This window comes from Sorangium sp. So ce131, assembly GCF_051519095.1.
GTDB lineage: Bacteria > Myxococcota_A > Polyangia > Polyangiales > Polyangiaceae > Sorangium.
The window spans coordinates 1059195-1083214 of sequence record NZ_CP150455.1 but is presented as its reverse complement, the minus strand read 5'-3'; the positions used below and the strand labels follow the sequence as shown (position 1 = coordinate 1083214).

The following is a 24020-nucleotide window of genomic DNA, read 5'->3' as shown; positions in this document are numbered from 1 at the left end:
CGCCTGCGCTGGCTCAGGCCTCGCCGGGCGGCGCTTCCTCGACCAGCTCGACCAGGACGCCGCCGGTCGCCTTCGGGTGTACGAACGCCACCTTGTGGCCTCGCGCGCCGATCCGCGGCGCCTCGTCGATGAGCGGCACGCCGAGCGCCTTCAGCGCGGCGAGCGCCGCCTCGATGCCCTCGACCTCGACGGCGATGTGGTGCAGCCCCGGCCCCCGCTTCTCCAGGAACCGCGCGAGCCCCTCGTTGCCCTTCGGCGAGATGAGCTCGATCGACGTCTCGCCGAGCGGGAGCAGCGCGACCTCGGTCTTCTGCGACGCCACGACCTCCCGCGAGCGCCCCTCCACGCCGAGCAGCCGCTCGTAGCGCGCGAGCGCCTCGTCGACGTCGGACACCGCCACCGCCACGTGATCGATCTTCTTGATCTTGAGCATCGCCTCGCCCTGCCGCCTTCGCGCCTCTCGCCCGCGCCCGCCGCCCCGGGATCATCCCCGCCGGCGCACGAGCAGCGTTCGCGTGATCTCCACGACCTTCTCCTTGACCCTGCCGTCGGTCTTGCCGAGCTCGGGGGTGAACAGGTCGGCCCCCTGCGCGAGCAGCGCCCGCGGCGGCGTGTTCTTCACGCCGACGATCCGGAAGGTGACGCGCCCGGCGCCCGGGCCCGCCTCTTCCCGCGCGACCACCTTGGAGGCGGCGAAGAGCGTGTCGCCCGCGAGCACGCCGCTCGGGTGGGCGCCGTCGTCCATGCCGAGGTCCCAGACGGCGTTGCCCGCCGTGTCCCGGCTCGTGAGCGCGAGCACCCAGGAAAGCACGAGCCCCCCGTGCACGACCCGCGTCTTCGCGAAGGAGCTCGAGCGGCAGTACTGCTCGTCGAGGTGCAGCGGGTGGGAGTTGCGCAGGAGCGTCGCGAGCTGCATGTGCTCGCTGTCCCCGATGGTCCGGCCGACCTCGTGGGTGAACACGTCGCCCACCTCGAAGTCGTCCCAGAAGCCGGCGAAGCCGCCGCGGCGCGGCGGCGGCGGCAGCGGCCCCTCGAGCTCCTTCGGCAGGCGCGCCGGCGTGGCGGCGGGCTGCGCGACGTCGTGCGGCGCGTCCGCGGGGCGCTCCGCGACGCAGCCGGGCGGCACGAGCGCCTTCCGCTCGAACGAGCACACGAGCAGCCCGTCCTGGTTCACCACCTGCGTCCGGACGTGCACGACGCCCTTGTCGCCGGTCGAGGCGGGCTTCTTGCCGATGACCATCGAGCTCGCGCGCAGCGTGTCCCCCGGGTAACAGGCGTCCGGGAACCGGACGTCGATGTACGCGAGGTGCGCGATCGCCTGCTCGCTCACGTCGTGCACGCTGAACGAGATGCCGAGGTTGAGGAGCAGCAGCGGGCTCACCGGCCTGTCCTTGAGCCCCGCCGCGCGGGCCGCGACGCGGCTGGCGTAGGTCGGGAGCGCGTCCTGGAAGGAGGCGGCGAAGAGCGCGAGCATGCCCTCGTCGACGGTGACGTCCCAGGGGTGCGCGTACACCGCGCCGACCGTGAAGTCGTCGAGCTTGCGACCGTAGCGGGGAGAGCGGACCATCGGCCAGCGCGAGCATGGCACGCGCGCTCGCGCCGCGACAGCGCCGCCGGCGCGCCGGCGGCGCGCCGGCGAGCTGGCCGCGCCGCCGGAGCGGGCGCGCTCAGGGGTGCGCGCCCTCGAGCAGGGCGCGCGCGATGCCGTGCGCGAGCACCTCCTGCGTGCCCATGTGGACGAAGAGGCCGCGGGCGTCGAGCAGGAGGCGGGCCGGGGGCGAGGCCTCGGCGTACCCGTTGGCCCCGTGGATCTGCATGCAGGCGTCGGCGGCGTCCCAGGCGGCGCGGACCGAGAAGAGCTTCGCCATCGCCGACGTGAGCTCGCACGGCCGCCCCGCGTCCGCCGCCTGCGCCGCGGCGCGCGTGAGCTGCCGCGCGGCCGAGACGCGCGCGACGATCCCCCCGAGCCGGTGCCCCACGCGCGGGAAGGAGAGCAGCGGCGCCCCGAACTGCACGCGCGCCCTGGCCCGCGCGAGGGCCTGCTCCAGCGCGGCCTGCGCGACGCCCACCCCGCACGCGGCCGCGTAGATGCGCCCGACCACGAGCGCCCGGTGGATCTGGGCGATCCCTTCGCCCTCGCGCTCGCCGAGCAGGGCCTCGCGCCCGACGTGCAGCCCCTCGATCCGGAGCTCGTAGTGGCCCATGCCGCGCTGCCCGAGGGCGCGCATCTCGGCGCCGCCGAGCCCTGGGTCCGGGAAGTCGTCGCCCGGCGCCCCGCGCCGCTTGGCGACCGCGAACAGGCTGGGCCCGAGCGTCTGCTGCCCCTGCCCGCTCGGCGCCGTGGTCTTGGCGAGGAGGAGCACGAGGTCGGCGCGGGACGCGCCGGTGACCCACGCCTTCTTGCCGGTGAGGACGTAGCTGCCGTCGCCCTGGCGTTCGGCGCGCGTGGCGACGCGGGCGAGGTCCGACCCGTACGCGGGCTCCGAGAAGGCGAGGGCGCAGCGCGCTTCGCCGGCGCCGATGCGGGTGATCCAGGTCCGGCGCTGCAGCTCGGTCCCGGCGCGGGCGAGCAGGTCTGCCGCGATGCAGGTGGTCATGGCGAGCACGCCGAACCCGAGCGAGCCGCGCGCGAGCTCCTCGACGGCGGCGACCATGGCGGCGACGCCGAGCCCGTCGCCGCCGTGGTCGGGCGCGATGGCCAGCCGGAACACCCCGAAGTCCCCCATGCGGCGGATGATCGACTCGGGGATGAGCCCGTTGCGCCGGTGGATCTCCGGCGCGAGCGGCTCGACGAGGCGTTCGACGAAGTCGCGCATGTTGTGCCGTATCCAGCCGACGCGCTCGTCCTCGACGCCGCCCCCCTCGGGGATCCCCTGCTCGGCGGCGAGGCGCGCGAGCCCGCTGACGGCCGCCCCCGAGCCGGCGTCGCGCGCCCACGCCGCGATGGCGGGGTGTCCGATCGCCTTGGCGACCTCGTCGTCGCGCAGCTCGAGCTCTCCGAGCGGCGCGATCTCGCCGCCGCCGAGGTCGACGCCGCCGCGCAGCGCGAGGAGCAGCGCGCCGGCGTGCGCCTCGGCCACGGCCCTGGCGGCGCCGCCGACCTCGCGGGCCCACCCGTCGAGCGCGCGGCACGCCTCGATTTCCGCGTAGAGGTGGGCGAGCGCGTGCCCTGCGAGCTGGTGTCGATCGAGCAGCGGCCGCGACACGTGCAGCGGCACCGCGCCGCTCCCCGTCCTGGAGAACCCTCCGTTCCTGGGCGCCCCTCGGATCCCTGCGCTCGCCGCGGCGCCGACGTCCACCACCCGATCTCTCAAGCGCCCTCGCGCGACCCGCGCGAGCTGTTCGACGGAGGAGATCGCCTCGCGCATCCCCCCTGGACTCTCGTCCTCGAGTGTGCGCGACACGATGGTGGCGTGCTGCTCCCGGATCGCCCTCATCCCCCCTCCCCGTGGCGGATCACGGCCCGAGCCGCTCTGACCGGCTGCCGCCCCCCGCGCAGTTCCCCGTCCCACGCCCACCGCGACAGGAGCGGAAAGGCCCGCCGAGAATGCCACCCTCAGGCCCCCTCGTCGAGCCAGGGCGCCCCACCCCACGAACGACGCCCCCCTACCGCAGCAGTCTCGGACGGCCGTTACGACCGCAGCCCCCAGCGAGGATGTTGCGCAATCTCGGACCGCCCCTACCTCAGCAGTCCCGGACGCCCTCCCCCTTCAACAACCGTAGGCCCCCGGTGAGGGTGTTCATCGCGCGGTGTGGGGACGGGCCGTGTCTGAGTCTGGGACATTCGCTGTTCAGCGTGCCCCGCACGCTGGACAGCGAGTGTCCCAGACGAGTTCGGCGGGGCCCCACACCGCGCGATGAACACCCTCACCGGGGGCCGGGCCGCTCCGGGCGACCCCTCCCTACGCGGAGCTCGCCGCCGCCACCCCCGCCACCCGGCTCCGGCAAGCGCTCATGAGCCTGTCCCCGAGCTCCATCGCCCACGACCGCACGTCGTCCGCCCGCGGGCACGTCGGCACCGACTCGAGCGCGTCCTGGATGAGCCGCTGCAGCAGCCGGGTCGTCCCCGAGAGCCCGAGCTCCATCGCCGTGTTGGGCCGCCCGAGCGCGCCGTCGCGCCCGGCCGGCTTGCCCATGTCCTCCGGCTGCCCGATCAGGTCGAGCACGTCGTCCGCGACCTGGTACGCCTCGCCGATGCGCTGCCCCAGGGCGCCCCAGGCCCCCCCGTCCTGGCCCGCCGAGAGCGCGCCGAGGACCGCCGCCGCCTCGAACAGCGCGCCCGTCTTCGCGCGCCGGTAGGTCGCGAGCGGCACCTTCCCCTCCGACTCCCACGCCTGCCCGGCGATGATCCCCTGCGGCATCCCCACGCCGGCCGCGAGCACCTCGAAGAACCGGACCGCCTTGCGCGCGTCCATCACGCCGCTCGCCACCGCGTGGAAGGCGCCGCGCGCGAGCGCCTCGAAGGCGAGCACGATCAGCTGATCGCCGGTGAGCACGGCGAGCGGCTCCCCGAAGGCGCGGTGCACGGACGGCTGCCCGCGCCGGAGCGGCGCGTCGTCGAAGCACGGCAGATCGTCGTGGACGAGCGAGGCGCAGTGGATGAGCTCCACCGCCGCCGCCACGGCGTCGGTCACCTCGGGCGCGGGATCGCCGTACGCCGCCGCGACCGCCAGGCACAGCCGCGGGCGGATGCGAGCGCCGCCGGGGAAGACGGCGTGGTGCGTCGCCGCCAGCAGCCCGGGCGGCGACGCGGGGGACGAGAGCGACTCAATCGCGACCAGAAGAACACGCTCGATCCGACGGTCGGAATCCATCACCCAGCTTTACATGATGTTCGAGACATCGTCAATGGTTTGAACATCCTTTAAACAAAGCCTAGACAAAGCGAACGCGGCGGGTACACTCCGGAGCCATGCAGGACAGGAGAGGGCGCGTCGTGGTGATCGGCGGGGGCATCGGCGGGCTGACCGCGGCGGCGCTCCTGGCGTCGAGCGGGCTCGAGGTCGTGCTACTCGAACGGGCGGCTCGCGTCGGCGGAAAGATGCGCGAGGTGTCGCTCGACGGCCGCCGCATCGACGTGGGGCCGACGGTGCTCACCATGAAGTGGGTCTTCGACGAGCTCTTCGGCTCGTTCGGGCTCCGCTTCGAGGACGAGGTGCCGCTCCGCCCGGCGGAGACGCTCGCGCGCCACGCCTGGCCCGACGGCGCCACGCTCGACCTGTTCGCCGACGTCGAGCGCACCGCGGACGCGATCGGCGCGTTCTCGGGGCCGCGGGAGGCGGACGGATACCGCCGGTTCTGCCGGTACGCGCGGGAGATCTTCGACGTCGTGGAGGGGCCGTTCCTGCGCGCGGAGCGGCCCACCTTGACGACCCTCCTGAGCACCGCCGGCAGCCTCGGCCTCGGCGGGGTGATGAAGATCGACGGGCACCGCACCCTCTACCGGGCGCTCTGCGACTTCTTCCAGGACGAGCGCCTGCGGCAGCTGTTCGGCCGGTACGCCACCTATTGCGGCTCCTCGCCGTTCCTCGCGCCGGCGACGCTGAGCGTGATCGCGCACGTCGAGCGCGAGGGCGTCTGGTTCCCCGAGGGCGGGATGTACCGGGTCGCCGAGGCGCTCGCCGCGGCCGCGACCCGCGCCGGCGCGACGATCCGCTGCGGCGCCCACGTGGCCGCCATCGAGGACGGCCGCGGCCGCGCCGCCGGCGTCGTGCTCGAGGACGGCGAGCGCCTCCCGGCCGACGCGATCGTGTTGAACGCCGATCCGGCGGCGCTGCGGAGCGGCCTCTTCGGCCAGCGCGCCGCCCGCAAGGCCCCGGCCGACGCCCCGCGCTCGCTCTCGGCGATGACCTGGGCGCTCGTCGCCGAGGTCAGCGGCTTCCCCCTCGTCCGGCACAACGTCTTCTTCTCCCGCGACTACGAGGCCGAGTTCAGCGACCTCTTCGAGCGCTCCGCCGTCCCCCGCGACCCCACCGTCTACGTCTGCGCCGAGGACCGCTGGAACGATCCGTCGCTCGAGCCCGGCGGGCCCGCCGCCGGGCCGGGCGGGGGAGGCGCTACGGCGCCGGCGCGCGCCGCCGGAGAGCGCCTGTTCTTCATCGTCAACGCACCTGCGACGGGTGATAACCACGTCCCCTCATCCACGGAGATCCACGCATGCGAGCAGCGCTTGTTCCATCAACTGCAGCGGTCCGGCCTCTCGCTGAAGATCGCGGGCCCCTCGCCGGTGGTGACCACGCCGGCGGACTTCGAGCGCTTGTTCCCGGCGACGGGGGGCGCGCTGTACGGGCCGGCCTCGCACGGGTGGAACTCCCCGTTCGCGCGGCCCCCGTCGCGCTCGAAGCTCCGGGGCCTGTACTTCGCGGGCGGGAGCGCGCACCCGGGGGCGGGCGTCCCGATGGCGGCGCTGAGCGGGCGGCTCGCGGCGCAGAGCGTGCTGGAGGACCTCGCTTCGACCTCGAGATCCCGAACGGCGGTTACGCCTGGTGGTACCTGGACGCGGTGAGCGACGACCGCCGGCACGCGATCACGATCATCGCGATGCTCGGCAGCGTCTTCTCGCCGTACTACGCCAGGGCGCGCGAGCGCGGCCCCGCGGACCCGCTCATGCACTGCGCGATGAACGTGGCGCTGTACGGGCCGCGCGCCGACCGGTGGGCGCTGACCGAGCGCCCGCGCGGCGCCGTCTTCAGGTCCCCGCGGTCGCTCGCCATCGGCCCGAGCCTGATGGACTGGTCCGGGGACGAGCTCCGCGTCGCCTTCGACGAGACCACCGCGCCGCTGCCGTCGCGGCTCTCCGGGACGGTGCGCCTCCGCGCGGGCGCGCCGGAGCCGGGCGCGCGCGGCGCCCGGGCCGAGCTCGCGCTCGACGGCGGGGGGCGGCACCGCTGGGCGCCGATCGCGCCGGTCGCGCGCGCCGAGGTCGAGCTCACCCACCCGGCGATGCGCTTCTCCGGCAGCGCCTACCTCGACACGAACGCCGGCGACGAGCCGCTCGACCGCGCCTTCGAGCGCTGGACGTGGTCGCGCGCGCTCGGGGCCGACGGCATCGCCCTCACCTACGACGTCCGGCGCCGCGACGGCTCGCGCCTGCTGATCGCGCGCGCGTTCAACGCGGGCGACGCGGCCGGCGGCGCGCGCGAGCTCCCGCCGCTCGCGCCGCGGCCGCTCGGCGACACCACCTGGGGCATCGCGCGGGAGATCGCGGCCGACCCGGGCTCGGCGCCGCGGCTGCTCCGCACCTACGAGGACACGCCGTTCTACGCGCGCTCCCTGGCGGCGGCGACGTTCGGCGGCGCGCCGGCGACGGTCGTGCACGAGGCGCTCTCGCTCGACCGCTTCGCCAGCCCCTGGGTGCAGTTCCTCCTGCCGTTCCGGATGAGGAGATCGGCGTGAGCGCGCTGCTCCACGCCGCCGCCTTCCTGCCCCTCGCCTGGGCGCTCGCCGTCGCGAGCGTCTCCGCCGAGGCCGCCCGGCGCGCGGGGCGGCGGCTCTCGCCGGGGGCGCGTGTTACCGGCGCCCCCCCGCCAGGCGCCCCCTCGCCCGGCGCGCGCTCGCCAGAGGCCTGCGCGCCCGACGCGGCCCCGCCGGGCGCCCCGGGGAGCGCCCTCCGCGTCCTCGTCGTGCGCCCCTGCGCCGGCCCCGAGCCTCACCTCGAGAGGACGCTCGGCTCGCTCGCCGGGGCTCGGCTGTCCGCGCCCGCGCGATGTGTCTTCGCCGTGGCGGACACGGCCGACGGCGCCCTGCCCGCGGCGACCGCCGCGGCCGAGCGGCTCCGCGCCGCCGCCATCCCCGCCGAGGTCGCGATCACCGCGCCCGCCGGCCCGAACCGCAAGGCGGCGCAGATCGCCGCGGTCGTCGCCCGGGAGAGCGCGCCGTTCGACGCCGTGCTCGTCGCGGACAGCGACGTCGACCTCGACGGCGTGGACCTCGACGCCCTCATCGGCCCGCTCGGCCCGCGCTCCGACGGCGCGCGCCCGGCCCGCCCAGGCGGAGGCGCGCCGCTCGACGCCGTGTGGGCGCCGCCGGTCGAGGTCGCCCCGGCGCGCTCGCTCGGCGACCGCGCCTCGGCCGCGGTGCTCGGCGGATCGCTGCACGCCTTCCCCCTGCTCGCGGGGCTCGATCCGCGCGGCCTCGTCGGCAAGCTCTTCGCCGTCCGGGCCGGCTCGCTCGCGGGCGCGGGCGGTTTCGCGGCGCTCACCGCGCACCTCGGCGAGGACATGGAGCTCTCGCGCCGCCTCCTCGCCCGGCGCGGGGCCATCGGCGCGGCCGCCGTCGTCGCCCCGTCGCTCGCCTCGGGCCGGGCGCTCCGCGACGTGATCGCCCGCTACGCGCGCTGGATCACCGTCATCCGCGCGCAGCGGCCCGCGCTCCTCGCGAGTTACCCGGCGCTCTTCTTCGCGACGCCGCTCATCGTCGCGCTCGCCGCGCTTTCGGCCCCGATCGCCGCGGCGCCGGCGCTGCTCGCCGTGGCCGTCGCCGTCCCCACCCGCGTCGCGGTCGCCGCGCTCGCCGCGCGCCTCTCCGGCCGGCGCGCGCCGCTCCGCGCCGCGGCCGCCGACGCGCTCCTCGCCGACCTCGTGCTCGGCGCGGCGTTCCTCCGGGCGCTGTCGACGCGCACCGTCGTCTGGCGGACCGGCCGGTTCAGGATCGATCGCCGCGGCCTCCTCCGGGAAGCCGGGGCGTGAGCGGCGCGCGGGGCCTCGTCCAGTGAGCCAGAAGCCGCTCCGCCGCCTGCCCCACGACCGAGGGCGCCGCCCGGTGGACCCACCGGAAGCCGTCCACGTCGAGCGGCGACCCCGGCGCCCCGGCCGCCTTGCCGATCGCCCGGTGGATGCGGTCGAGCTCCGCGGTGACCGCGAGCTCCTGGGCCTCCCGCGCCGCCTCGATGCCGCGGTCGCGCGGCGCGGCCACCGGCTCGCCGAAGGCCATGTAGAGGCGCGGCCGCTCCTCCCCGGCGAGCTCGTAGCGCAGCGCGACCGGCACCACCGCGGCCCGGCGCGCCACGCGCGCGACCTGGGCCGCGCCGGCGCGGAAGCCGAGCGGGCGCTCGTCCGACGGCCGCTCCTGCCCCTGGGGGAAGATCCACACGGCGCGGCCCGGCCGATCGAGCAGCCGCGCCGCGTACCGGATGGCCGCCGTGCCGTCCGAGGGCTGGTCGAGGTCGACGCCGAACGCGCCGACCAGCGCGAAGAACGGCAGCCGGCGGAGGTTGTCGGCGGCCATCATCGCGTGGCCGTCGACCTCGAGCAGGTGCTGCGACGCGTGCAGGATCACCAGCGGATCCCACCACGACACGTGGTTCACGACGAGCAGCAGCGGCGCCTCGGCCGAGAGCGCGCGCGCCGCCTCGAGGCCCCGCGCCAGCACCGCGCCGAACGTGCCCTGGATCCGCGAGCGCGCGTGCGCCGCGAACCAGGCGTTGAACCACCGATGTTTGCGCGCTGGAATCACCCTGGCTCCCGGCCGGGAGCCTACACGTTGCCGGAGGAGACCGCGCGATGACGCTTTCGTCCTGGATCTGGATCGCCACGGCGCTCGCCGCCTTTGCGGCCATGGAGGGGTGGGCCGCGTTCCTCCACGGCCGGGTCTGGCACCACGCCCTCTGGCGCATCCACCGCTCCCACCACGCCAAGCGACGCGGCCGCTTCGAGCAGAACGACGCGCTCTCGTTCCTCCACGCCCCCATCGCGACCGGCCTCATCCTGTACGGCTGCGCCGGCGCGCCGGGCCCGCTCCGCGACGTCGCCTTCGGCTTCGGGCTCGGCATGACCGCCTTCGGCGTCGCCTACATCCTCGTCCACGACGGCCTCGTCCACCGGCGGCTCCCGGTCTCGGGCCTCGCGCGCATCCCGTACCTCGCGCGCGTCCGCGACGCGCACCGCGTCCACCACAGCACCGGGGGCCCGCCGTTCGGTCTGTTCCTCGGGCCCCTCGCCCTCGCTCGCCGGGCCGCGCGCGCCGCGCCGGCCGAGCGCATCGCGCCGGCCGAGCGCATCGCGCCGGCCGAGCGCATCGCGCCGGCCGAGCGCATCGCGCCGGCCGAGCGCATCGCGCCGGCTCAACGCGCCCGGTAGAGCTCCCGCGCGAGCCCCGCGCCCCAGCGGGCGACGGCCCGGAGCGGCAGCGCGCCCACGACCTCGCGGTACACCTCGGGCCGCCGCGCCGCCGTCTCCCGGAGGAAACGGACGAAGTCGGCGGGCTGCATCTCGTCGCGCAGGAGCGCCGCGTACACGTCGTTGCCCATCGCGTGGAGCACGGCGAACGCCGTGTTGAGGAGCGCGTTCATCTCCCCTGCCCTCGCGCCGCCCGCGGGCCTCGCCATGAGGGCCGCGAGCGCGCCGGTGCCCGCGTGCACCGGCGCGTCCCGCGCGGCGCTCGGCGCGCCCGGATCCTCCACAGCCCGCGCCAGATCGGCGGCCGTGGTCGCGAGCTCGCGCACGTTGGCGCCGAAGCCGCAGAAGGTCAGCGGCGAGTGACGCGCCGCCGCGTCCCCGACGAGACGCACCCGCCGCCCCGGCGCGCGGGGCGCCGCGGAGAGCCGCGACCAGCCGGGGATGAACCCGAACGTCGGCCGGACGAGCCGCGCGTCGCCCTCCTTGTAACGCGAGAGGAGCCGGAAGAACCGCCCGTAGAGCGACAGGAGCGCCCCCGGCCCGACGTCCTGCGCGCGCGCGTAGTAGAAGAGGTAGACCGTCGTCTCGCCCGGCCGCCCCGGGAACGCCTCCCAGAGGTGCTGCCGGCCCTCCTCGACGTTCTCCGTGGTGGCGAGGATCTCGCCGACGTCCGGCCGGATCCGCCGCTCCCCGTCGCCCTCCGCGAGGCCGGTGAGCACGCCGCCGACCGTCGGGCACACGAGGTCCGCGGTCGCGTACGGGCTCGCCGCCCCCCGCGCGTCGACGAGCAGCCGCGCGGAGAGCCCGCGCGGCGCCGCCCCCGCGCGCGCCTCGGCCACGGCGAGCGCGACCGCGTCCGGCCCCTCCGCGTGCTCGACGAGCGCGTGCCCGTCGAGCAGCGCGACGCCCAGCGCCTCGGCCCGGGCCCGCGCCGCCGCGAGCAGCCCGGCCGCGTCGATCGCGTGATCGAGCACGCCGCGGACCGGGTACGTCCCGCCGCCGTACCAGCGGCACAGCCCCTCGGCGTAGCGGGCCAGAACGAGCCGCTCGACCTCGGCCGGCGAGAACAGCCCCGACGCCGACAGGGCCGCGACCTCCGCCGTCCCGGCGTTCCACTCGCGGTGCGCGGCGCCGATCCGCGCCCGGTCGAGCACCGCGACGCGCAGCCCGGCCGCCGCGAGCAGCGGCGCGAGCAGCAGCGACAGCCCGCCCCCGGCGATGACCACATCGTAGTCGGCGGCCGCGCCCCGATCCGGCGCCCGCAGCGCGGGGCCCGGCCGCGCGCAATCGGGCGCGCAATCGGGCGCATGATCGCGCGCGCGCCCCGGCGCCGCGCACCGGGCCGCGTCGAGGTGCTCGAGCCGCGCCAGCAGCGCCTCGCCGCCCGCCTCGCGCACGCGCGCCCGCGCCGCGTCGAGCTCGCGCGCCGCGATGCCCGGCGCCCCTCCGGCCCCGGCCCTCATCGCGCCGCCTCCACGAGGAAGCGCACCTCGTCGAGCGGGGGCGCCGCGCCGTGCTCGCGCTCCGCGCCGGAAGGTCGAAGGAGCGCCCGCAGCACGAGCCACGCCTTGCGCCCGGGCGACACCACGGCGCGCCGCGACACCGAGTCGAACCCGCTCCGCGCGATGACGCGCCCGATGTCGGCGTAGATGAGCCGCGCCGCCTGGATCGCCGCGCGGCAGTCGCGCGGCAGCATCGGGATCCCGGCGCCCGCGCGGCGGTAGAGCGCCTCCGCCTCGGCGAGCAGCCGCGCCACGACGCGCCCCAGCCGCTCGTCGAACGCGGGCCGCGCGAGCCAGCCGTCCGGATCGATCCCGGCCTCGCGCAGCCACGCGAGCGGCAGGTAGACCCGCCCGCGCCGGGCGTCCTCCCCGACGTCGCGCGCGATGTTCGTGAGCTGCATGGCGACGCCCAGGTCACACGCCCGCGCGAGCGCGTCCGGCCCCCGCGCCCCCATGAGCGCCGACATCGTCGCGCCCACGGTCCCGGCGACGCGCGCCGCGTAGGCGTTCAGGTCCGAGAGCGTCTCGTAGCGCCGCCCCTCCGCGTCCCACGCGAACCCCTCGAGCAGCGCCTCGAGGAACGTGCGCGGCAGCGCGTGCTCCGCGACGACGCGGGCGAGCGCCCGGTCGACGGGGCTGTCGTCGGGCGCGCCCGCGCACGCGCGGCCGAGCCGCTCCCTGAGCGCCGCGACCGCCGCCGCGGCCGCCGTCGGCGCCGCGTGCTCCCCGAGCTCGTCGACCGCGTCGTCCGCGACCCGGCAGAACGCGTAGAACGCCGCCGCCGGCTCCCGCACCCGCGCGGGGAGCAGGAGCGCCGCCGCGGCGAAGCTCTTCGACCCCTTCCGCAGCAGCGCCCGACACGCCGCGAAGTCGGCCGCCGACACCTCAGAGGAGCTTCGATGCATCCGGCACCACCCGATCCAGCACCCGCGCCGACGAGAGCACCCCCGGCAGCCCGGCCCCCGGGTGCGTCCCTGCGCCGACGAGGTAGAGGTGCTCGATGTCCTCGCTCGCGTTGTGCGGCCGGAAGAAGGCGCTCTGCGTGAGCACGGGCTCCGGCCCGAACGCCGCCCCCCGGAACGACAGCAGCCGGTCCTGGAAGTCCTGCGGCGTGAGCAGCCGCGACGTCGCGAGCGACGCCTCGAGCCCCGGCAGGACCGTCGCCTCGAGCAGCGCCGACACCGAGCGCCGGTAGCGCTCCTGGACCGCCGGCCAGTCCGTGCCGCTGAGCAGGTTCGGCACCGGCGACAGCACGTAGAACGCGTCGCAGCCGGGCGGCGCGAGCGCCGGATCGGTCGCGGTCGGGCGGTGCAGGTAGAGGCTGAAGTCGTCTGCGAGCACGTGCCGCTGGAAGATGTCCTCGAGCAGCGCCTTGTACCGCGGGCCGAGGAGGATGGTGTGGTGCGCGACGTCCGGGTACTGCCTTCGCGTCCCGAAGTACCACACAAAGAGGCTCATCGAGTAGCGCTGCCGCTCGATGCGCCGGTCGGTCCAGCGCTTGCGCGCCTCGGGCGCCACGAGGTGCCGGTACGTCCACGCCGAGTCCGCGTTCGACACGACGACGTCCGCCGCGATCCGCTCCCCCGAGGCGAGCTCGACCCCGCGCGCGCGCCCGTTCTCCACGGTGATCCGCCGCACCTCGGCGCCACACCGGACCTCGCCGCCGAGCCCCTCGATGAGGGACACGAGCCCCTTGACCAGCGCCCCCGTGCCGCCGATCGGGAAGTGCACGCCCCAGTTGCGCTCGAGGAACGCGATGAGGCTGTAGATCGACGTGGTCGAGAACGGGTTCCCGCCGACGAGCAGCGGGTGGAAGCTGAGCACCTGCCGCAGGCGGTCGTCCTTCACGTGCTTCGCCACGAGCCCGTACACCGTGCGGTAGCTCTCGAGCCGCACCATGTCCGGCACGATGCGCGCCATGTCGGTCCACGACCCGAACGGCACGTGCGCGAGCTCCTCGAACCCCACGCGGAAGATCGCCTCGCTCATCCGGACGAAGCGCTCGTACCCCTCGACGTCCCCGGGGGCTAGCCGCGCGACCTCCGCGCGCATCGCGGCGGCGTCGCCCGTGTAGTCGAACGTCGCGCCGTCGTGGAAGCGGATCCGGTAGAACGGCGTCACCGGCCGGAGGTCGATGTCGTCCGCCATGCGCCGGCCGCAGAGGCTCCACAGCTCCTCGAAGAGGAACGGGGCGGTGATGACGGTCGGCCCCGCGTCGAAGCTGAAGCCGTCCTGCCGGTGCACGTACGCTCGCCCGCCCGGCTCGTCGAGCTTCTCGACCACCGTGACGTCGTAGCCGCGCACCCCGAGCCGCACGGCCGCCGCCAGCCCCCCGAACCCGCTGCCGATCACGACCGCGTGCGGCCTGCCCCCGCGAGCCCCCGCCGCCCGCCGCCCCGGCCCGCGCGTCGGCTCCCCCCTCCCTGGCGCCGCCCCCGGCTGCCCGCTTTCCCCGCCTGCGTGCGCTGAAGAAGCGCTGGTGTTTTGCATGAGGCCGAGTATAATGTTTGTCGCAGCCTTTGACAAAGGCGAAAACGCACTCCAATGCCGGTCAGCGTGCGCGTCGCTGTCCGTCGGTCCGGGGGTCCGGGCCTGCGCGGACGGCGCACGGTGCGGCGAACCTTGAACAGGGTTGTCCAGTTGAGCCGCTACAGAATCCATGCCGTCTCGAAGATGTGTGGCGTGTCGTCGGCGACGCTGCGCGCGTGGGAGCGCCGTTACGGCGTGCCGTCACCGGCGCGCACGGCGTCTGCGTACCGCCTCTACAGCGAGGAGGACGTCGCGATCATCAAGAAGATGCGCGACTACGTGAACGGCGGCGTGGCCGCCGCCGAGGCGGCGCGCATGGTGCTGGAGACGGCGATGCCGCACGCGGCGGCGCACACGAACGGCGGCGACGCGTTCGCGGGCGCGAGCGAGCGCATCGTCGAGGCCGCGATCCGCTTCGATCCGGACGCGCTGGACGCCGAGGTCAACCGCGCGCTCTCGCTCGGCCCCGCGGTGACGATCTTCGAGCGCGCGCTCGGCCCGGCGCTCGAGCGCATCGGCGACCTCTGGCACGAGGGCAAGATCACGGTCGCGCAGGAGCACCTCGCCTCGCAGGTCCTCGGCGCCACGCTGCAGCACCTCCTGCGCCTGGCGCAGCCCGGCGAGAGCGGCCGGCGGGTCCTGCTCGCCAGCTTCGCCGACGAGGATCACGTGCTCGGCCTGTTCGGCATCGGCCTGCGCTTCTGCTCGTGGGGCTTCCGTTCGGTCGTGCTCGGCCCGAGGACCCCGCCCGCCGCGATCGCGCGCGCGGTCGAGTCGCTCGCGCCGGAGCTCGTCGCGCTGTCGGTCTCGATCCCTCCGCCGCCCTCGAGCGCGCGCGAGCTCATCGACGCCTACGCGGACGCCTGCCGCGACGCGGCCTGGATCGTGGGCGGCGCGGCCGCGGCCGCGCTCCGCCCGTTCATCGAGGCGCGCGGCGGCCTGGTGGCGTCCTCGGAGATCTCGGAGATCCGCGCGCAGGTCGAGTCCGCGCTGCTCGCGCGCCGGCGCCGCAAGGACACGAACTGAGCCTGCGCGTTGGCGGACGCCGCGGGCGCGGGGGACGCCGCGGGCGCGGGCGTCGCGGTCGGCGCGCGCGTCGCGCACCCGCGCGCGCGTCCGCCGGGGCCCTCGCGGCGCTCAGCCCTCGACCAGCTTGCGGAGCAGGTCGAGGAGCCGCTGCTGCGCCTCGGCCTTGAGCGCGCCCTCGGCCGAGAAGAGCACCTGACCGCCCTTGTCGACGAGGATGACGTTGCTGACGCCGCGGCGGAGCCGGTAGGTCGAGCGGAAGGTGCCGTCCCAGTCGCAGTAGATGGTGGTGCCGAACTTCCTCGACTCCTCGCGGATGGCGTCCTTGACGAACCCTTTCACCGGCCAGAAGTCGTACGAGCTCACGTCGGCGATGGCCGCGAGCGCGATGGCCTGCCGGTATTTGCCGCCCTTCGCGAGCTTCCCCAGGGCGTCCTTGAGCGGCTTGTTCTGCATCGCCGAGTCCTTGTCCTCGTAGACGATGAGGACCGGCTTGCCCCGCAGCGCCTTGAGCTGGAGCTCGCGGCCGTCGGCGTCCTCGACGCGCGCGTTCGGCGCCCGGTCGCCCTCGGAAGGCAGCGCGAGCGCGGCGCCCGACACGAGCGCGACAGAGAGCGCTGCGGCCGAGGCGACGGAGAGGAGGCGGGCATGCCAGGAGCGGCGCGAGACGGAAGCACGGTTCTGCATGTCCATAGTTTGTAACATTTTCCTAAGTTTTGTCCAAGGGTTGTTCAGCCTGATCGTTACTGAGAATGGATACTTGTCAGGGTCGGCGGCAGTTCTGGACGGGCTCAGCGGCGGTCGCCCGGCGGGGTCGGCGGGAGGGGCCCGGCGGACTCGGCCGAGGGCTCGCGCGTTCTGTTGTATCAGCCTTTCCTGCCGGCGTTCTTCGGGAAAGGCGTCCTGGTCCTGCTCTTGACACCCCGGGCGCCGTGCGAAGATTGGGCGGTGCGAAGAGACCGGCTCCCGGAGCCAAGGTCCCGTAACCCTACAACAAACCGGCCGTCGCGAGCAGGGTGACGGCGCCGCGGGAGGTGTCCCCGGCGCGCGCCGCGCGCGGGGGTCACGGAGGAGTCGTCATGTACAACCGTTACACGGATTTCGATCGCACGTTCGCTGTCATGGATGAGCTGCGCCGGCGCATGGACCGGATGTTCGAGGACTACGATGCGCCTCGGGCGTCGCTCCGCGGCGAGTTCGATCAGGTGCCCCGGTACACGTCGGGCCCGCGTATCCACCTCTTCGATACGGGCAAGGCCCTGGTCGTCAAGGCCGAGCTGCCGGGCCTGACGGAGAAGGATGTGCAGATCTCGCTGAACCAGGACGTGCTGACCCTGAGCGGCGAGCGCAGGTCGGACGCGCCGGAGGGGTACCTCGTCCACCGCAAGGAGCGGGGCGCGGTGCGCTTCAGCCGGAGCTTCACGCTGCCGAGCAAGGTCGATCCCGAGAGGACCTCGGCGGTGCTCAAGAACGGCGTGCTGACGCTGACGCTGAACAAAGCGGCTGAGGCGCAGCCGCGGCAGATCGCGGTGACCGCGCGGTGACGAGGGAGCGCGCCATCGCAGGAGAGCAACGAGGTGCCGCGAGACGCGGACCGGCATGTATCGAGGAATGAGGAAGGAGCAACACCCATGAGCACCGATCGCAACCTGACGAACCGTGACGAGAGCAGCCCTGAGAAGATCCAGCAGCGCCCTGCCGTGCCCCCGGCGGTCGACATCTACGAGAACGCCGAGGAGCTCCTGGTCGTGGCGGATCTCCCGGGCGTGACGCAGGACCATCTGGCCATTCGCCTGGAGAAGGGCGAGCTCACCTTCGAGGGCCGGCGCGCCGAGGCCGCCGAGCGCGAGAAGGGCGCCGAGAGCCTGCCGGACTACCGCCGCAGCTTCGTGGTCCCGCAGGGCATCGACGCGGAGAAGATCTCCGCCGAGCTCCAGGCCGGCGTCCTTCGGATCCACCTCCCGAAGAGCGCCTCGCTCAAGCCCCGTCAGATCCCGATCAGCGCGGGCTGACGTGGGACGCGCAGGCTCGGGGCACCGCGCCCGTGGCCGCCGACGACGCCCCTCGGGCGACGGCGCCGCGCGCGGTGCACGACGCACGGTCCCTGCCCCCCTCTATCCTAACGCACGCGGCTTCGAGTACCTTTCCGGCGTGCGTCTCTCACGTCATCCCCTCTCATCCCTCGCCCTCACCGCGCTGCTCATCTCCGGGTGCGGCGCGCTGCTCGGCCTCGACGACTTCACCGACGCCGCGTCCCCAGGATCCGGGGGCGGCGGTGCGACGCCTTGCGAGGCGGGAGACGCACGGGCGTGTTACGAGGGCGAAAGCGAGACCGAAGGCGTCGGCCTCTGCAAGCCCGGCAAGCAGAGCTGCGACGAGGATGGCAGGTGGGGTGGCTGCGAGGGGCAGGTCCTCCCTGAGGAGGAGGACTGCAACAGGCGAGGCGACGAGGACTGCGACGGTGTGGGGTGCAGCGACGTCGCGTGGGCCAGGAGGTTCGAATCGGGATCCGAGCAACGGGCAACGTCGGTCGCGGTCAGCCCGAGGGGGGATCGTATCGCCGTGGCGGGCATCTACCACGGTGCGAGCAACTTCGGCCCGGATGCCACGACGGCCCTGCCGGAGCACCCGAGCGGCGCCTTCCTTGCCGTGTTCGATGGCGAGGGCAACCACGTGTACAGCCGCGGCGTGCCGATCAGCGGGGACATCTGGCCTGTGGCCGCGGTGGACGCCGAGAGCAATGTGCTGTTCGCGACCAGCTACACGGGTACCGTGAACCTCGGCGGCGACGATCTCCCGTCCAGCGGAGACAGCGACCTTCTGGTCGCCAAGCTCCGCGCGAACGGCGGGCACGTGTGGAGCAAGCAGTTCGGCGGCCCGGAAACGCGGGAAGCCGACGCGATCGACATCGCCATGGCGCCGGACGGCGATCCGGTGCTCACCGGCTTTTTCAGGGGGAACGTCAGCTTCGGCGGTCCGACGCTCGAGGCCGCCAGTACATCGGACGGGGACGGTTTTCTGGTCCGGTTGCGTGGCGAGGACGGCGGCCATGTCTACAGTATCCGGATCGGGGACGGCGCGGGCCATACCCCGGGCTATCAACTCGGCAAGGGTGTCGGGGTCGATGCGATGGGCCGTGCGGTGGTCGCCGGCACGTTCTTCAACTCGGTCGACTTCGGCACCGGCTACGTGCGCCGCAGCACGGGAGCATCCGCCTGGGTGGCTCAGTACGACGCGGAAGGGGTGTTGCTCTGGAGCACGGCCTTTGGTTATCACGACGACAGCACCGTCGACATCAGCGGCGTGGACGTCGATTCCTCGGGCAATGCTGGCATTCTCGGGGTCTTCTCGGGGACTGTCACGTTCCGGGGCACGGGCAGCGTCGCCGTCACGCGCGAAACGACCGGCGCGGACGATGTAGATTTGTTTGTTGTCCGGCTATCAGAGGCTGGCGCTCACTCGTGGTCGAAACAGATTGGGGACGCGGCCGACCAGAGCTGGGACGTGCCGATACACGGCGTCGCGCTCGACAGCGAGGGCGAGGTCGTCGTCGCTGGCGGCTTCCGCGGCAAGGTGGACTTTGGCGGCGGGGAGCTGACCGCGGAAGACACCGACTGGTTCATCGCCAAGTTCGATGCCGCGGGAGCGCACCGCTGGAGTCACCGGTACGGCAGCGGCGCGGCGTCGCAGGTCGCGACGTCCGCGGCCGTTCTTGCGGAGACGCGCGAGATCGTCGTGGCGGGCATGAGCGACGGCGCGCTCGACCTGACGGACCCGGCGCTGAAGATGAATAGTCTCAGCGTGGTGATCGCGCGGCTGTCGCCCTGAGCACCGCGCCTATCGCGTCCTGCGTCGTCACGTGGGCTGGCTCAAGGGTTCGCCGCCGTGTTGCCGATGATCTTCAGTGTCCAGGTGGCGTCGCTGCCGCACGCGGTGCCCGACACGTAGCGGACCTCGATGCTGAGCCAGAGATTCGTCTCCAAGGCGGGGAAGTCGGACCACACGTCCGTGACCGACTCCTCCGGCGAGCCGGTTCCCTTCACACCCGACGCCAGACAGTCCGGCGCTGAGCGACCGCCGGTGTAAACAAAAAGATCGAAGTCCATCCCGGGCGGTGAAGTGAGGCTGGCGGTGTAGCTTATCTCGTCAGTCGAGTTCCCGTGATCCGTGATATTGATCTTGAACCATCTGGACGTACTTCCGGTCCTGGTCACAGCGCTCGATCCGTAATCACCCGAAATGTCGCTGAGCGACTCTGCCCCGGTGCAGGTCGTCGGCGCGCCGTAGTCGCAGACAGGGCTCCCTCCTCCACCGCCCTCGCCGTCGCCGCCGTGGCCGCCCCCACCCTCCCCCTCTCCGCCGGTTCCAGTGGAGCTCGAACTCGAGCTCGAGCTTGAGCTCGAGCTGGCGGACTGGTCCGCACCGCCGCCGCCGCCTTCGCCTCCACCGCCGCCTCCGCCGACCTGTTCCTCATAGCCAGGCAACAAGTCGTCGGTTCCAGTGGCGCAGGCGAGGAGCGTCAAACAGAGCGTGGGGAGCAGGAGCAGCCGGCCGGGCGTTCGCATTCATGCATTCTATCTGCTCTCGCGGAAGTGGTCCAAGGAAGCCATCCGGACGGAGCCGGACACCGCGCCCCGAGCATGGCTCACCGGCGGCAGCAGCCGCCCGTGGAGTTAGATCAGTTACCAGAGCCCCGGATTTCCGTCAGAGTCGACGCGGGACGTCCCTGGTCACATGCTGGCCATTGCGTGACGAAGTGCAGAGGCCGCTCCGCCCGCTTCCGCGCCGGCCGGCGTTCCGGTAGAATAGCCGTCGCCGAAGAACAGGGGGTTACGCGCATTGACGACCCGGCCGACCTGTCGGCGCGGATCGCCCTGCCGGGGACGGACGTGCTCTCGCGCCTCGCCTCCCGGTGGACACGGCGAGCCGCTCCGGCTCGGGCTCGGCGTCGACAACGGCGATCTCATCGCGCGGCGTGCGGTGAGCGGATGCTCAGCGAGGACCTGCACGGCGGCTCGGCGAACCTTGCGCGCCGCATGGCTGTCGGGCCGAGGGCCCGGCCCGATCCGGGTGAGCGAGCGACTCATGCGTTGCTGGCAGGCGATTCCCTCCTCAAAGGAGCGGGGCCTCGCGACCGTCAAGGGCCAGGGCGCGATGGTGACCTATCGGCTGCTCGTCGCGAGGACAGCCGAGTCACGCCGCGCCGCGCCACCCGGGCGGGACGCGCGCCTAGACGCCGCGCGCCATCCGCGCCCGGCGAGGGCTCCTGTCGAGTCCCCGCGGCCCGCGCCCGGCCGATTGACAAGCCCCGGTGGGCGTGCAATGGCTGCGCCCCGCCTCAGACCAGACCAGGAGCGACGCGCCGCATGCAGAGACAGGCCTTGAACGAGACGACGCTGCCCGTCACCGTCCGCGAGCCGGGCCCGGGGGAGGACCGGGACGAGCTCGTGCGGCTCCTGTTCGGCGACGCCGCCGGGTCGGCCAAGCGGCCGGAGGAGTACGAGGCGCTTTATCCCCGGCGCGCGCTGCCCAAGGGCGCGATGGTCACCCGCTACGCGCCGAGCCCCACCGGGTTCATGCACATCGGCGGCATCTTCGTGTCGCTGATCAACAAGCGGCTCTCCGCCCAGAGCGAGGGCGTCTTCTACCTCCGTCTCGAGGACACCGACGTGAAGCGCGCCATCCCCGGCGCGCTCGACACCATCGTCGACTCGCTCGCGCGCTTCGATCTCTCCCCCCAGGAGGGCGTGCTCCGCGCCCCGCCGGCGGCGGGGGACGGGGGCGCCGAGCCGCCCGGCGGCGCGTTCGTGCAGCAGGGCAGCTACGGCCCCTACGTCCAGACGGAGCGGGTCGCGATCTACCGCGACTACGCGATCGACCTCATCCGTCGCGGCTTCGCCTACCCCTGCTTCTGCACCGTCGAGGAGCTCGACGCGATCCGGCAGGAGCAGATGGCGCTCACGGTGAAGCCCGGCTACCACGGCCGGTGGGCGAAGTGGCGCGACGCGCCGCTCGACCGGGTGAAGGAGGCGCTCGCGGCCGGCACCCCGTTCGTGCTCCGGCTGCGCGCCCCGGACGACGTCTCCGGCCGGGTCGAGTGGAAGGACGGCGTGAAGGGCGTCATCTCGATGCCCGTCAACGACCTCGACACCATCCTCCTCAAGTCGGACGGCATCCCGACCTATCACTTCGCCCACGCCGTCGACGATCACCTGATGCGCACGACGCACGTCATCCGCGGCGACGAGTGGATCTCGTCGATGCCGCTCCACCTGCAGCTCTTCCGCGTGCTCGGCTTCAAGCCGGTCGAGTACGCCCACGTCCCGCCGATCCAGAAGCTCGATCGCGTCGAGGAGGCCGATCCCGAGACGGGCGAGACGAAGGTGTCCGACGCGCGGCGCAAGCTGAGCAAGCGCAAGGACCCCGAGGCGAACATCGATTATTATCGGGAGATCGGCGTCCCCGAGGCGGCCACCATCGAGTACCTGCTCAACATCGCCAACTCCGCGTTCGAGGACTGGCGCAAGGCGAACCTCGACAAGCCGTACGCCGCGTTCCCCCTCAAGCTGAACAAGCTCGCCCCCGGCGGCGCCCTGAGCGATCTGGTCAAGCTGAAGAGCGTGAGCCAGCAGGTCGTGAGCCGGATGAGCGCCGAGGACGTCTATGCCCAGGGCCTCGCGTGGGCGAGGGCGTACGACAAGGAGCTCGCCGCGCTGATGGAGCGGGATCCGGAGTACACGAAGCGCGCGCTCGGCATCGAGCGAGGCGGCAAGAAGTCGAACAAGCGCATCGTCACGTGGCAGGACCTGCGCGACCAGCTCTTCTTCTTCTACGACGAGCTCTACGCCCGCGTGGAGGCGTTCGATTTCCCCGAGAACATCCCCGAGGCCGAGCGCAAGCCGCTGCTCGGGCAGATGCTCCAGGTCTTCGATCCTGCGGACTCGAAGGAGGCCTGGTTCGAGAAGATCCGTCAGATCGCGGTGGCCTCGGGGTACGCCGGCGAGGTGAAGCAGTACAAGGCCTCTCCGGAGTCGTTCAAGGGCCATGTCGGCGACGTCTCGATGGCGCTCCGGGTCGCGATCTGCGGGACGCGGAACAGCCCCGATCTCGCCGAGGTCATGGCGGTGATGGGCGAGCCGCGCGTGCGGGCCCGCATCGCCCGCTTCCTCTGATCGGCCGTGACGGCGCGCGGGCCGCGGCCGCGCCCGCCGCAGGGCGGCGCCGGCGCCCGGCCCGCGGCGGCGAGGAGAGCGATGAGCGACGTCTGCCGTTTCGCCCCGTCGACGACCGGCTCGGCCCACCTCGGCACGCTCGCCGCGGCGCTGCTCTGCTGGCTCGACGCGCGGTCGCGCGGCGCGCGGCTCATCCTCCGGCTGGAGGATCTCGATCCTGACCGCTGTCGGCCCGAGCTCGCGCGCTCCATCGCCGAGGATCTCGCGTGGCTCGGCCTCGATTTCGACGAGCGCGTCGAGCAGCACACGTCGCGGCCCCGCCACGAGGCGGCGATGGACCTGCTGGAGGCGCGCGGCGCGCTGTACCCCAGCTCCGCGACGCGCGAGGAGGTGCGCGCGGCGGGCCGGCGCGCGCCGGACGGCGGCTGGGCGTACGACAACCGCGAGCGCGACCGCGTGTTGCCGCCGGGCGGCTGGCGCGCGACCGCCGAGCCGATCCGGGCGCGCCTCCCCGGCGGCGTGTTCCGTCCTGTGGACGAGGGCGGTTTGGATCTCTCGCAGGAGCCAGCGCTCGTGATGGGCGACCCGGTGGTGCGCCGGCGCGACGGAGCGTTCTCGTACCAGCTCGCGGTGGTGGTCGACGACGGCGTCGCGGGGATCACGCGTGTGGTCCGCGGCCGCGACATCGCGCCGAGCACGGCCACCCAGGCGGCGCTTCAGGCGCTGCTTGATCTCCCGTCTCCCGTCTACCGTCACCACCTGCTCCTCCTGGAGGAGCGCGGCGGCAAGCTGGCGAAGACGCACGGCTCGGCGCGGGCAGCCGGTCTCCTCTCTGCCGCGCCCGCTCTCTGCGGCGCGCTGGCCTGCTGCGTCGGCCTGCTGGACCGTCCCGAGCCGTGCACCCCCGCGGAGCTGCTCCGCGACTTCCGCTGGTCGCGCGTGGCCACGGCCGACCGCGTCGTGAGCTTCCGCGACGGCGCGCTCCGGGTCACCCCGGTGCCGTGAGGATATCCCTGGCCGCCCTCCCCCTCTTCTCCCCATGTCCAACGCGAGCGCCGGCGGGTGGGTCCGCGCTCGCCGACGTGGCGCGGGTGGGCGCGTCAAGCACCGACCGAGGTGCCATAAGCTAAAAGGAGGCGACACCTCCCAGGCGCGCCTCGTGTGGCGCGCAACATAACGTCTCAGTCTTCAAGGCCCGAAGGGAGACATGCCGGGCGGAGTTCCCAGCGCAAGCGCTCGTGTCCCAGTCTTGGCGGATGGCCAGCGCCCACCCGCGCCACGTCGGCGAGCGCGGACCCACCCGCCGGCGCGTTCGGCTGGGCATCCCCCCAGCCTCCGCCGCGCGCTGAGCCGTTCTCTCGCGTCGGCGGCCTCCGCGACGTGCTCTCGCCGCGAGGCGGACACGCCACGTCACGCGCCGCGCGCGCCCGGCGCGAATCGCGCCTCAGGCAGGCAGCGGCGCGACGCCGAGCCCCAGCAGCGGAAACAAGGTGACGATCGCGTTAGGCCGCGGCATATCGTCGTCGTCGTCGTCATCGCGCCGCCCATCACGTCCGCGACGCGAGCGGCTCCCCAAGAGCGTCCAGGCGCGCCGCGCCTGCTCGGCGAGGTCGCGCGCCCGTCCCGGCGACGTGTCGTTTTCCTGGATCGTCATCATGGCGGCCGCCGATTACCAC

At 73.9% G+C, this 24020-nt stretch carries 21 protein-coding genes; 10 read left to right on the top strand and 11 right to left on the bottom strand.

All coding sequences use genetic code 11. The features are described from left to right. Window positions 1-13 precede the first annotated feature (13 nt). From mce to WMF43_RS04010, 4 genes are all read right to left on the bottom strand, one after another. Entirely contained in the window at window positions 14-433 is a 420-nt protein-coding gene (gene mce / locus WMF43_RS04025) for a methylmalonyl-CoA epimerase (RefSeq protein ID WP_437677606.1), read from the bottom strand. 51 nt (window positions 434-484) lie between these two features. Continuing rightward, complete coding sequence (locus tag WMF43_RS04020) at window positions 485-1567, bottom strand: MaoC family dehydratase (RefSeq protein WP_437677605.1); 1083 nt, start codon at window positions 1565-1567, stop codon at window positions 485-487. A gap of 100 nt (window positions 1568-1667) precedes the next feature. Further along, window positions 1668-3437, bottom strand: a complete 1770-nt coding sequence (locus WMF43_RS04015; protein WP_437677604.1) for an acyl-CoA dehydrogenase family protein — start codon at window positions 3435-3437, stop codon at window positions 1668-1670. Window positions 3438-3902: 465 nt separating this feature from the next. Continuing rightward, the gene (locus tag WMF43_RS04010) at window positions 3903-4814 is read right to left on the bottom strand and encodes a polyprenyl synthetase family protein (RefSeq protein WP_437677603.1); all 912 of its coding nucleotides are present in this window, start codon (window positions 4812-4814) and stop codon (window positions 3903-3905) included. Window positions 4815-4912: 98 nt separating this feature from the next. Here WMF43_RS04010 and crtD point away from each other — a divergent pair, with 98 nt between their 5' ends. From crtD to WMF43_RS03995, 3 genes are read left to right on the top strand one after another with little or no spacing between them, the layout of a single operon-like run. Continuing rightward, on the top strand, window positions 4913-6505 hold the full coding sequence (gene crtD, locus WMF43_RS04005) for a 1-hydroxycarotenoid 3,4-desaturase CrtD (RefSeq protein WP_437677602.1): 1593 nt from the start codon (window positions 4913-4915) through the stop codon (window positions 6503-6505). After that, window positions 6502-7395 carry a carotenoid 1,2-hydratase gene (locus WMF43_RS04000; protein ID WP_437677601.1) on the top strand — a complete coding sequence of 298 codons (894 nt, stop codon included), beginning with the start codon at window positions 6502-6504 and terminating at the stop codon, window positions 7393-7395. The genes crtD and WMF43_RS04000 overlap by 4 nt, the downstream gene beginning before the upstream one ends. After that, complete coding sequence (locus WMF43_RS03995) at window positions 7392-8687, top strand: glycosyltransferase (protein ID WP_437677600.1); 1296 nt, start codon at window positions 7392-7394, stop codon at window positions 8685-8687. The genes WMF43_RS04000 and WMF43_RS03995 overlap by 4 nt, the downstream gene beginning before the upstream one ends. Here WMF43_RS03995 and WMF43_RS03990 read toward each other — a convergent pair. Then, entirely contained in the window at window positions 8644-9453 is an 810-nt protein-coding gene (locus WMF43_RS03990) for a lysophospholipid acyltransferase family protein (RefSeq protein ID WP_437677599.1), read from the bottom strand. The genes WMF43_RS03995 and WMF43_RS03990 overlap by 44 nt on opposite strands. Before the next feature lie 47 nt (window positions 9454-9500). Here WMF43_RS03990 and WMF43_RS03985 point away from each other — a divergent pair, with 47 nt between their 5' ends. Next, window positions 9501-10076 (top strand): sterol desaturase family protein, encoded by a 576-nt coding sequence (locus WMF43_RS03985; protein WP_437677598.1) that lies wholly within the window; start codon window positions 9501-9503, stop codon window positions 10074-10076. On the opposite strand, the gene WMF43_RS03980 is transcribed toward WMF43_RS03985, so the two are convergent. From WMF43_RS03980 to WMF43_RS03970, 3 genes are read right to left on the bottom strand one after another with little or no spacing between them, the layout of a single operon-like run. After that, complete coding sequence (locus WMF43_RS03980) at window positions 10061-11578, bottom strand: lycopene cyclase (RefSeq protein ID WP_437677597.1); 1518 nt, start codon at window positions 11576-11578, stop codon at window positions 10061-10063. The two genes, WMF43_RS03985 and WMF43_RS03980, sit on opposite strands and share 16 nt — an antisense overlap. Further along, a complete protein-coding gene (locus tag WMF43_RS03975) occupies window positions 11575-12522 on the bottom strand; it encodes a phytoene/squalene synthase family protein (RefSeq protein WP_437677596.1) in 948 nt (315 codons plus the stop codon). The genes WMF43_RS03980 and WMF43_RS03975 overlap by 4 nt, the downstream gene beginning before the upstream one ends. Continuing rightward, window positions 12503-14107: a phytoene desaturase gene (locus WMF43_RS03970; RefSeq protein WP_437677595.1), complete on the bottom strand. Its 1605-nt coding sequence runs from the start codon at window positions 14105-14107 to the stop codon at window positions 12503-12505. Before WMF43_RS03970 ends, WMF43_RS03975 begins: the two co-directional genes overlap by 20 nt. Before the next feature lie 54 nt (window positions 14108-14161). On the opposite strand from WMF43_RS03970, the gene WMF43_RS03965 reads away from it, so the two are divergent. Next, on the top strand, window positions 14162-15172 hold the full coding sequence (locus WMF43_RS03965; RefSeq protein WP_437677594.1) for a MerR family transcriptional regulator: 1011 nt from the start codon (window positions 14162-14164) through the stop codon (window positions 15170-15172). Window positions 15173-15283: 111 nt separating this feature from the next. Here the strand turns inward: WMF43_RS03965 and WMF43_RS03960 are convergent, their stop codons facing one another. Beyond that, entirely contained in the window at window positions 15284-15859 is a 576-nt protein-coding gene (locus WMF43_RS03960; protein ID WP_437677593.1) for a YtfJ family protein, read from the bottom strand. A gap of 392 nt (window positions 15860-16251) precedes the next feature. Here WMF43_RS03960 and WMF43_RS03955 point away from each other — a divergent pair, with 392 nt between their 5' ends. The 3 genes from WMF43_RS03955 (at window position 16252) to WMF43_RS03945 (ending at window position 19000) form a co-directional block, all read left to right on the top strand. Continuing rightward, window positions 16252-16716, top strand: a complete 465-nt coding sequence (locus WMF43_RS03955) for an Hsp20/alpha crystallin family protein (protein WP_437677592.1) — start codon at window positions 16252-16254, stop codon at window positions 16714-16716. An 87-nt stretch (window positions 16717-16803) separates the two neighbouring features. Next, window positions 16804-17184: an Hsp20/alpha crystallin family protein gene (locus WMF43_RS03950; protein ID WP_437677591.1), complete on the top strand. Its 381-nt coding sequence runs from the start codon at window positions 16804-16806 to the stop codon at window positions 17182-17184. 550 nt (window positions 17185-17734) lie between these two features. Beyond that, the gene (locus tag WMF43_RS03945; protein ID WP_437677590.1) at window positions 17735-19000 is read left to right on the top strand and encodes a hypothetical protein; all 1266 of its coding nucleotides are present in this window, start codon (window positions 17735-17737) and stop codon (window positions 18998-19000) included. Window positions 19001-19041: 41 nt separating this feature from the next. Here WMF43_RS03945 and WMF43_RS03940 read toward each other — a convergent pair whose 3' ends face one another. Beyond that, window positions 19042-19737 carry a hypothetical protein gene (locus WMF43_RS03940; protein WP_437677589.1) on the bottom strand — a complete coding sequence of 232 codons (696 nt, stop codon included), beginning with the start codon at window positions 19735-19737 and terminating at the stop codon, window positions 19042-19044. Window positions 19738-20538: 801 nt separating this feature from the next. Between WMF43_RS03940 and WMF43_RS03935 the strand changes: the two genes are divergently transcribed. Both WMF43_RS03935 and WMF43_RS03930 read left to right on the top strand, forming a co-directional pair. Beyond that, window positions 20539-22344 (top strand): glutamate--tRNA ligase, encoded by a 1806-nt coding sequence (locus tag WMF43_RS03935; protein ID WP_437677588.1) that lies wholly within the window; start codon window positions 20539-20541, stop codon window positions 22342-22344. A gap of 81 nt (window positions 22345-22425) precedes the next feature. Continuing rightward, window positions 22426-23349 (top strand): glutamate--tRNA ligase family protein, encoded by a 924-nt coding sequence (locus WMF43_RS03930; RefSeq protein WP_437677587.1) that lies wholly within the window; start codon window positions 22426-22428, stop codon window positions 23347-23349. A gap of 439 nt (window positions 23350-23788) precedes the next feature. Here the strand turns inward: WMF43_RS03930 and WMF43_RS03925 are convergent, their stop codons facing one another. Continuing rightward, complete coding sequence (locus tag WMF43_RS03925) at window positions 23789-24001, bottom strand: hypothetical protein (protein ID WP_437677586.1); 213 nt, start codon at window positions 23999-24001, stop codon at window positions 23789-23791. Window positions 24002-24020: the final 19 nt, after the last annotated feature.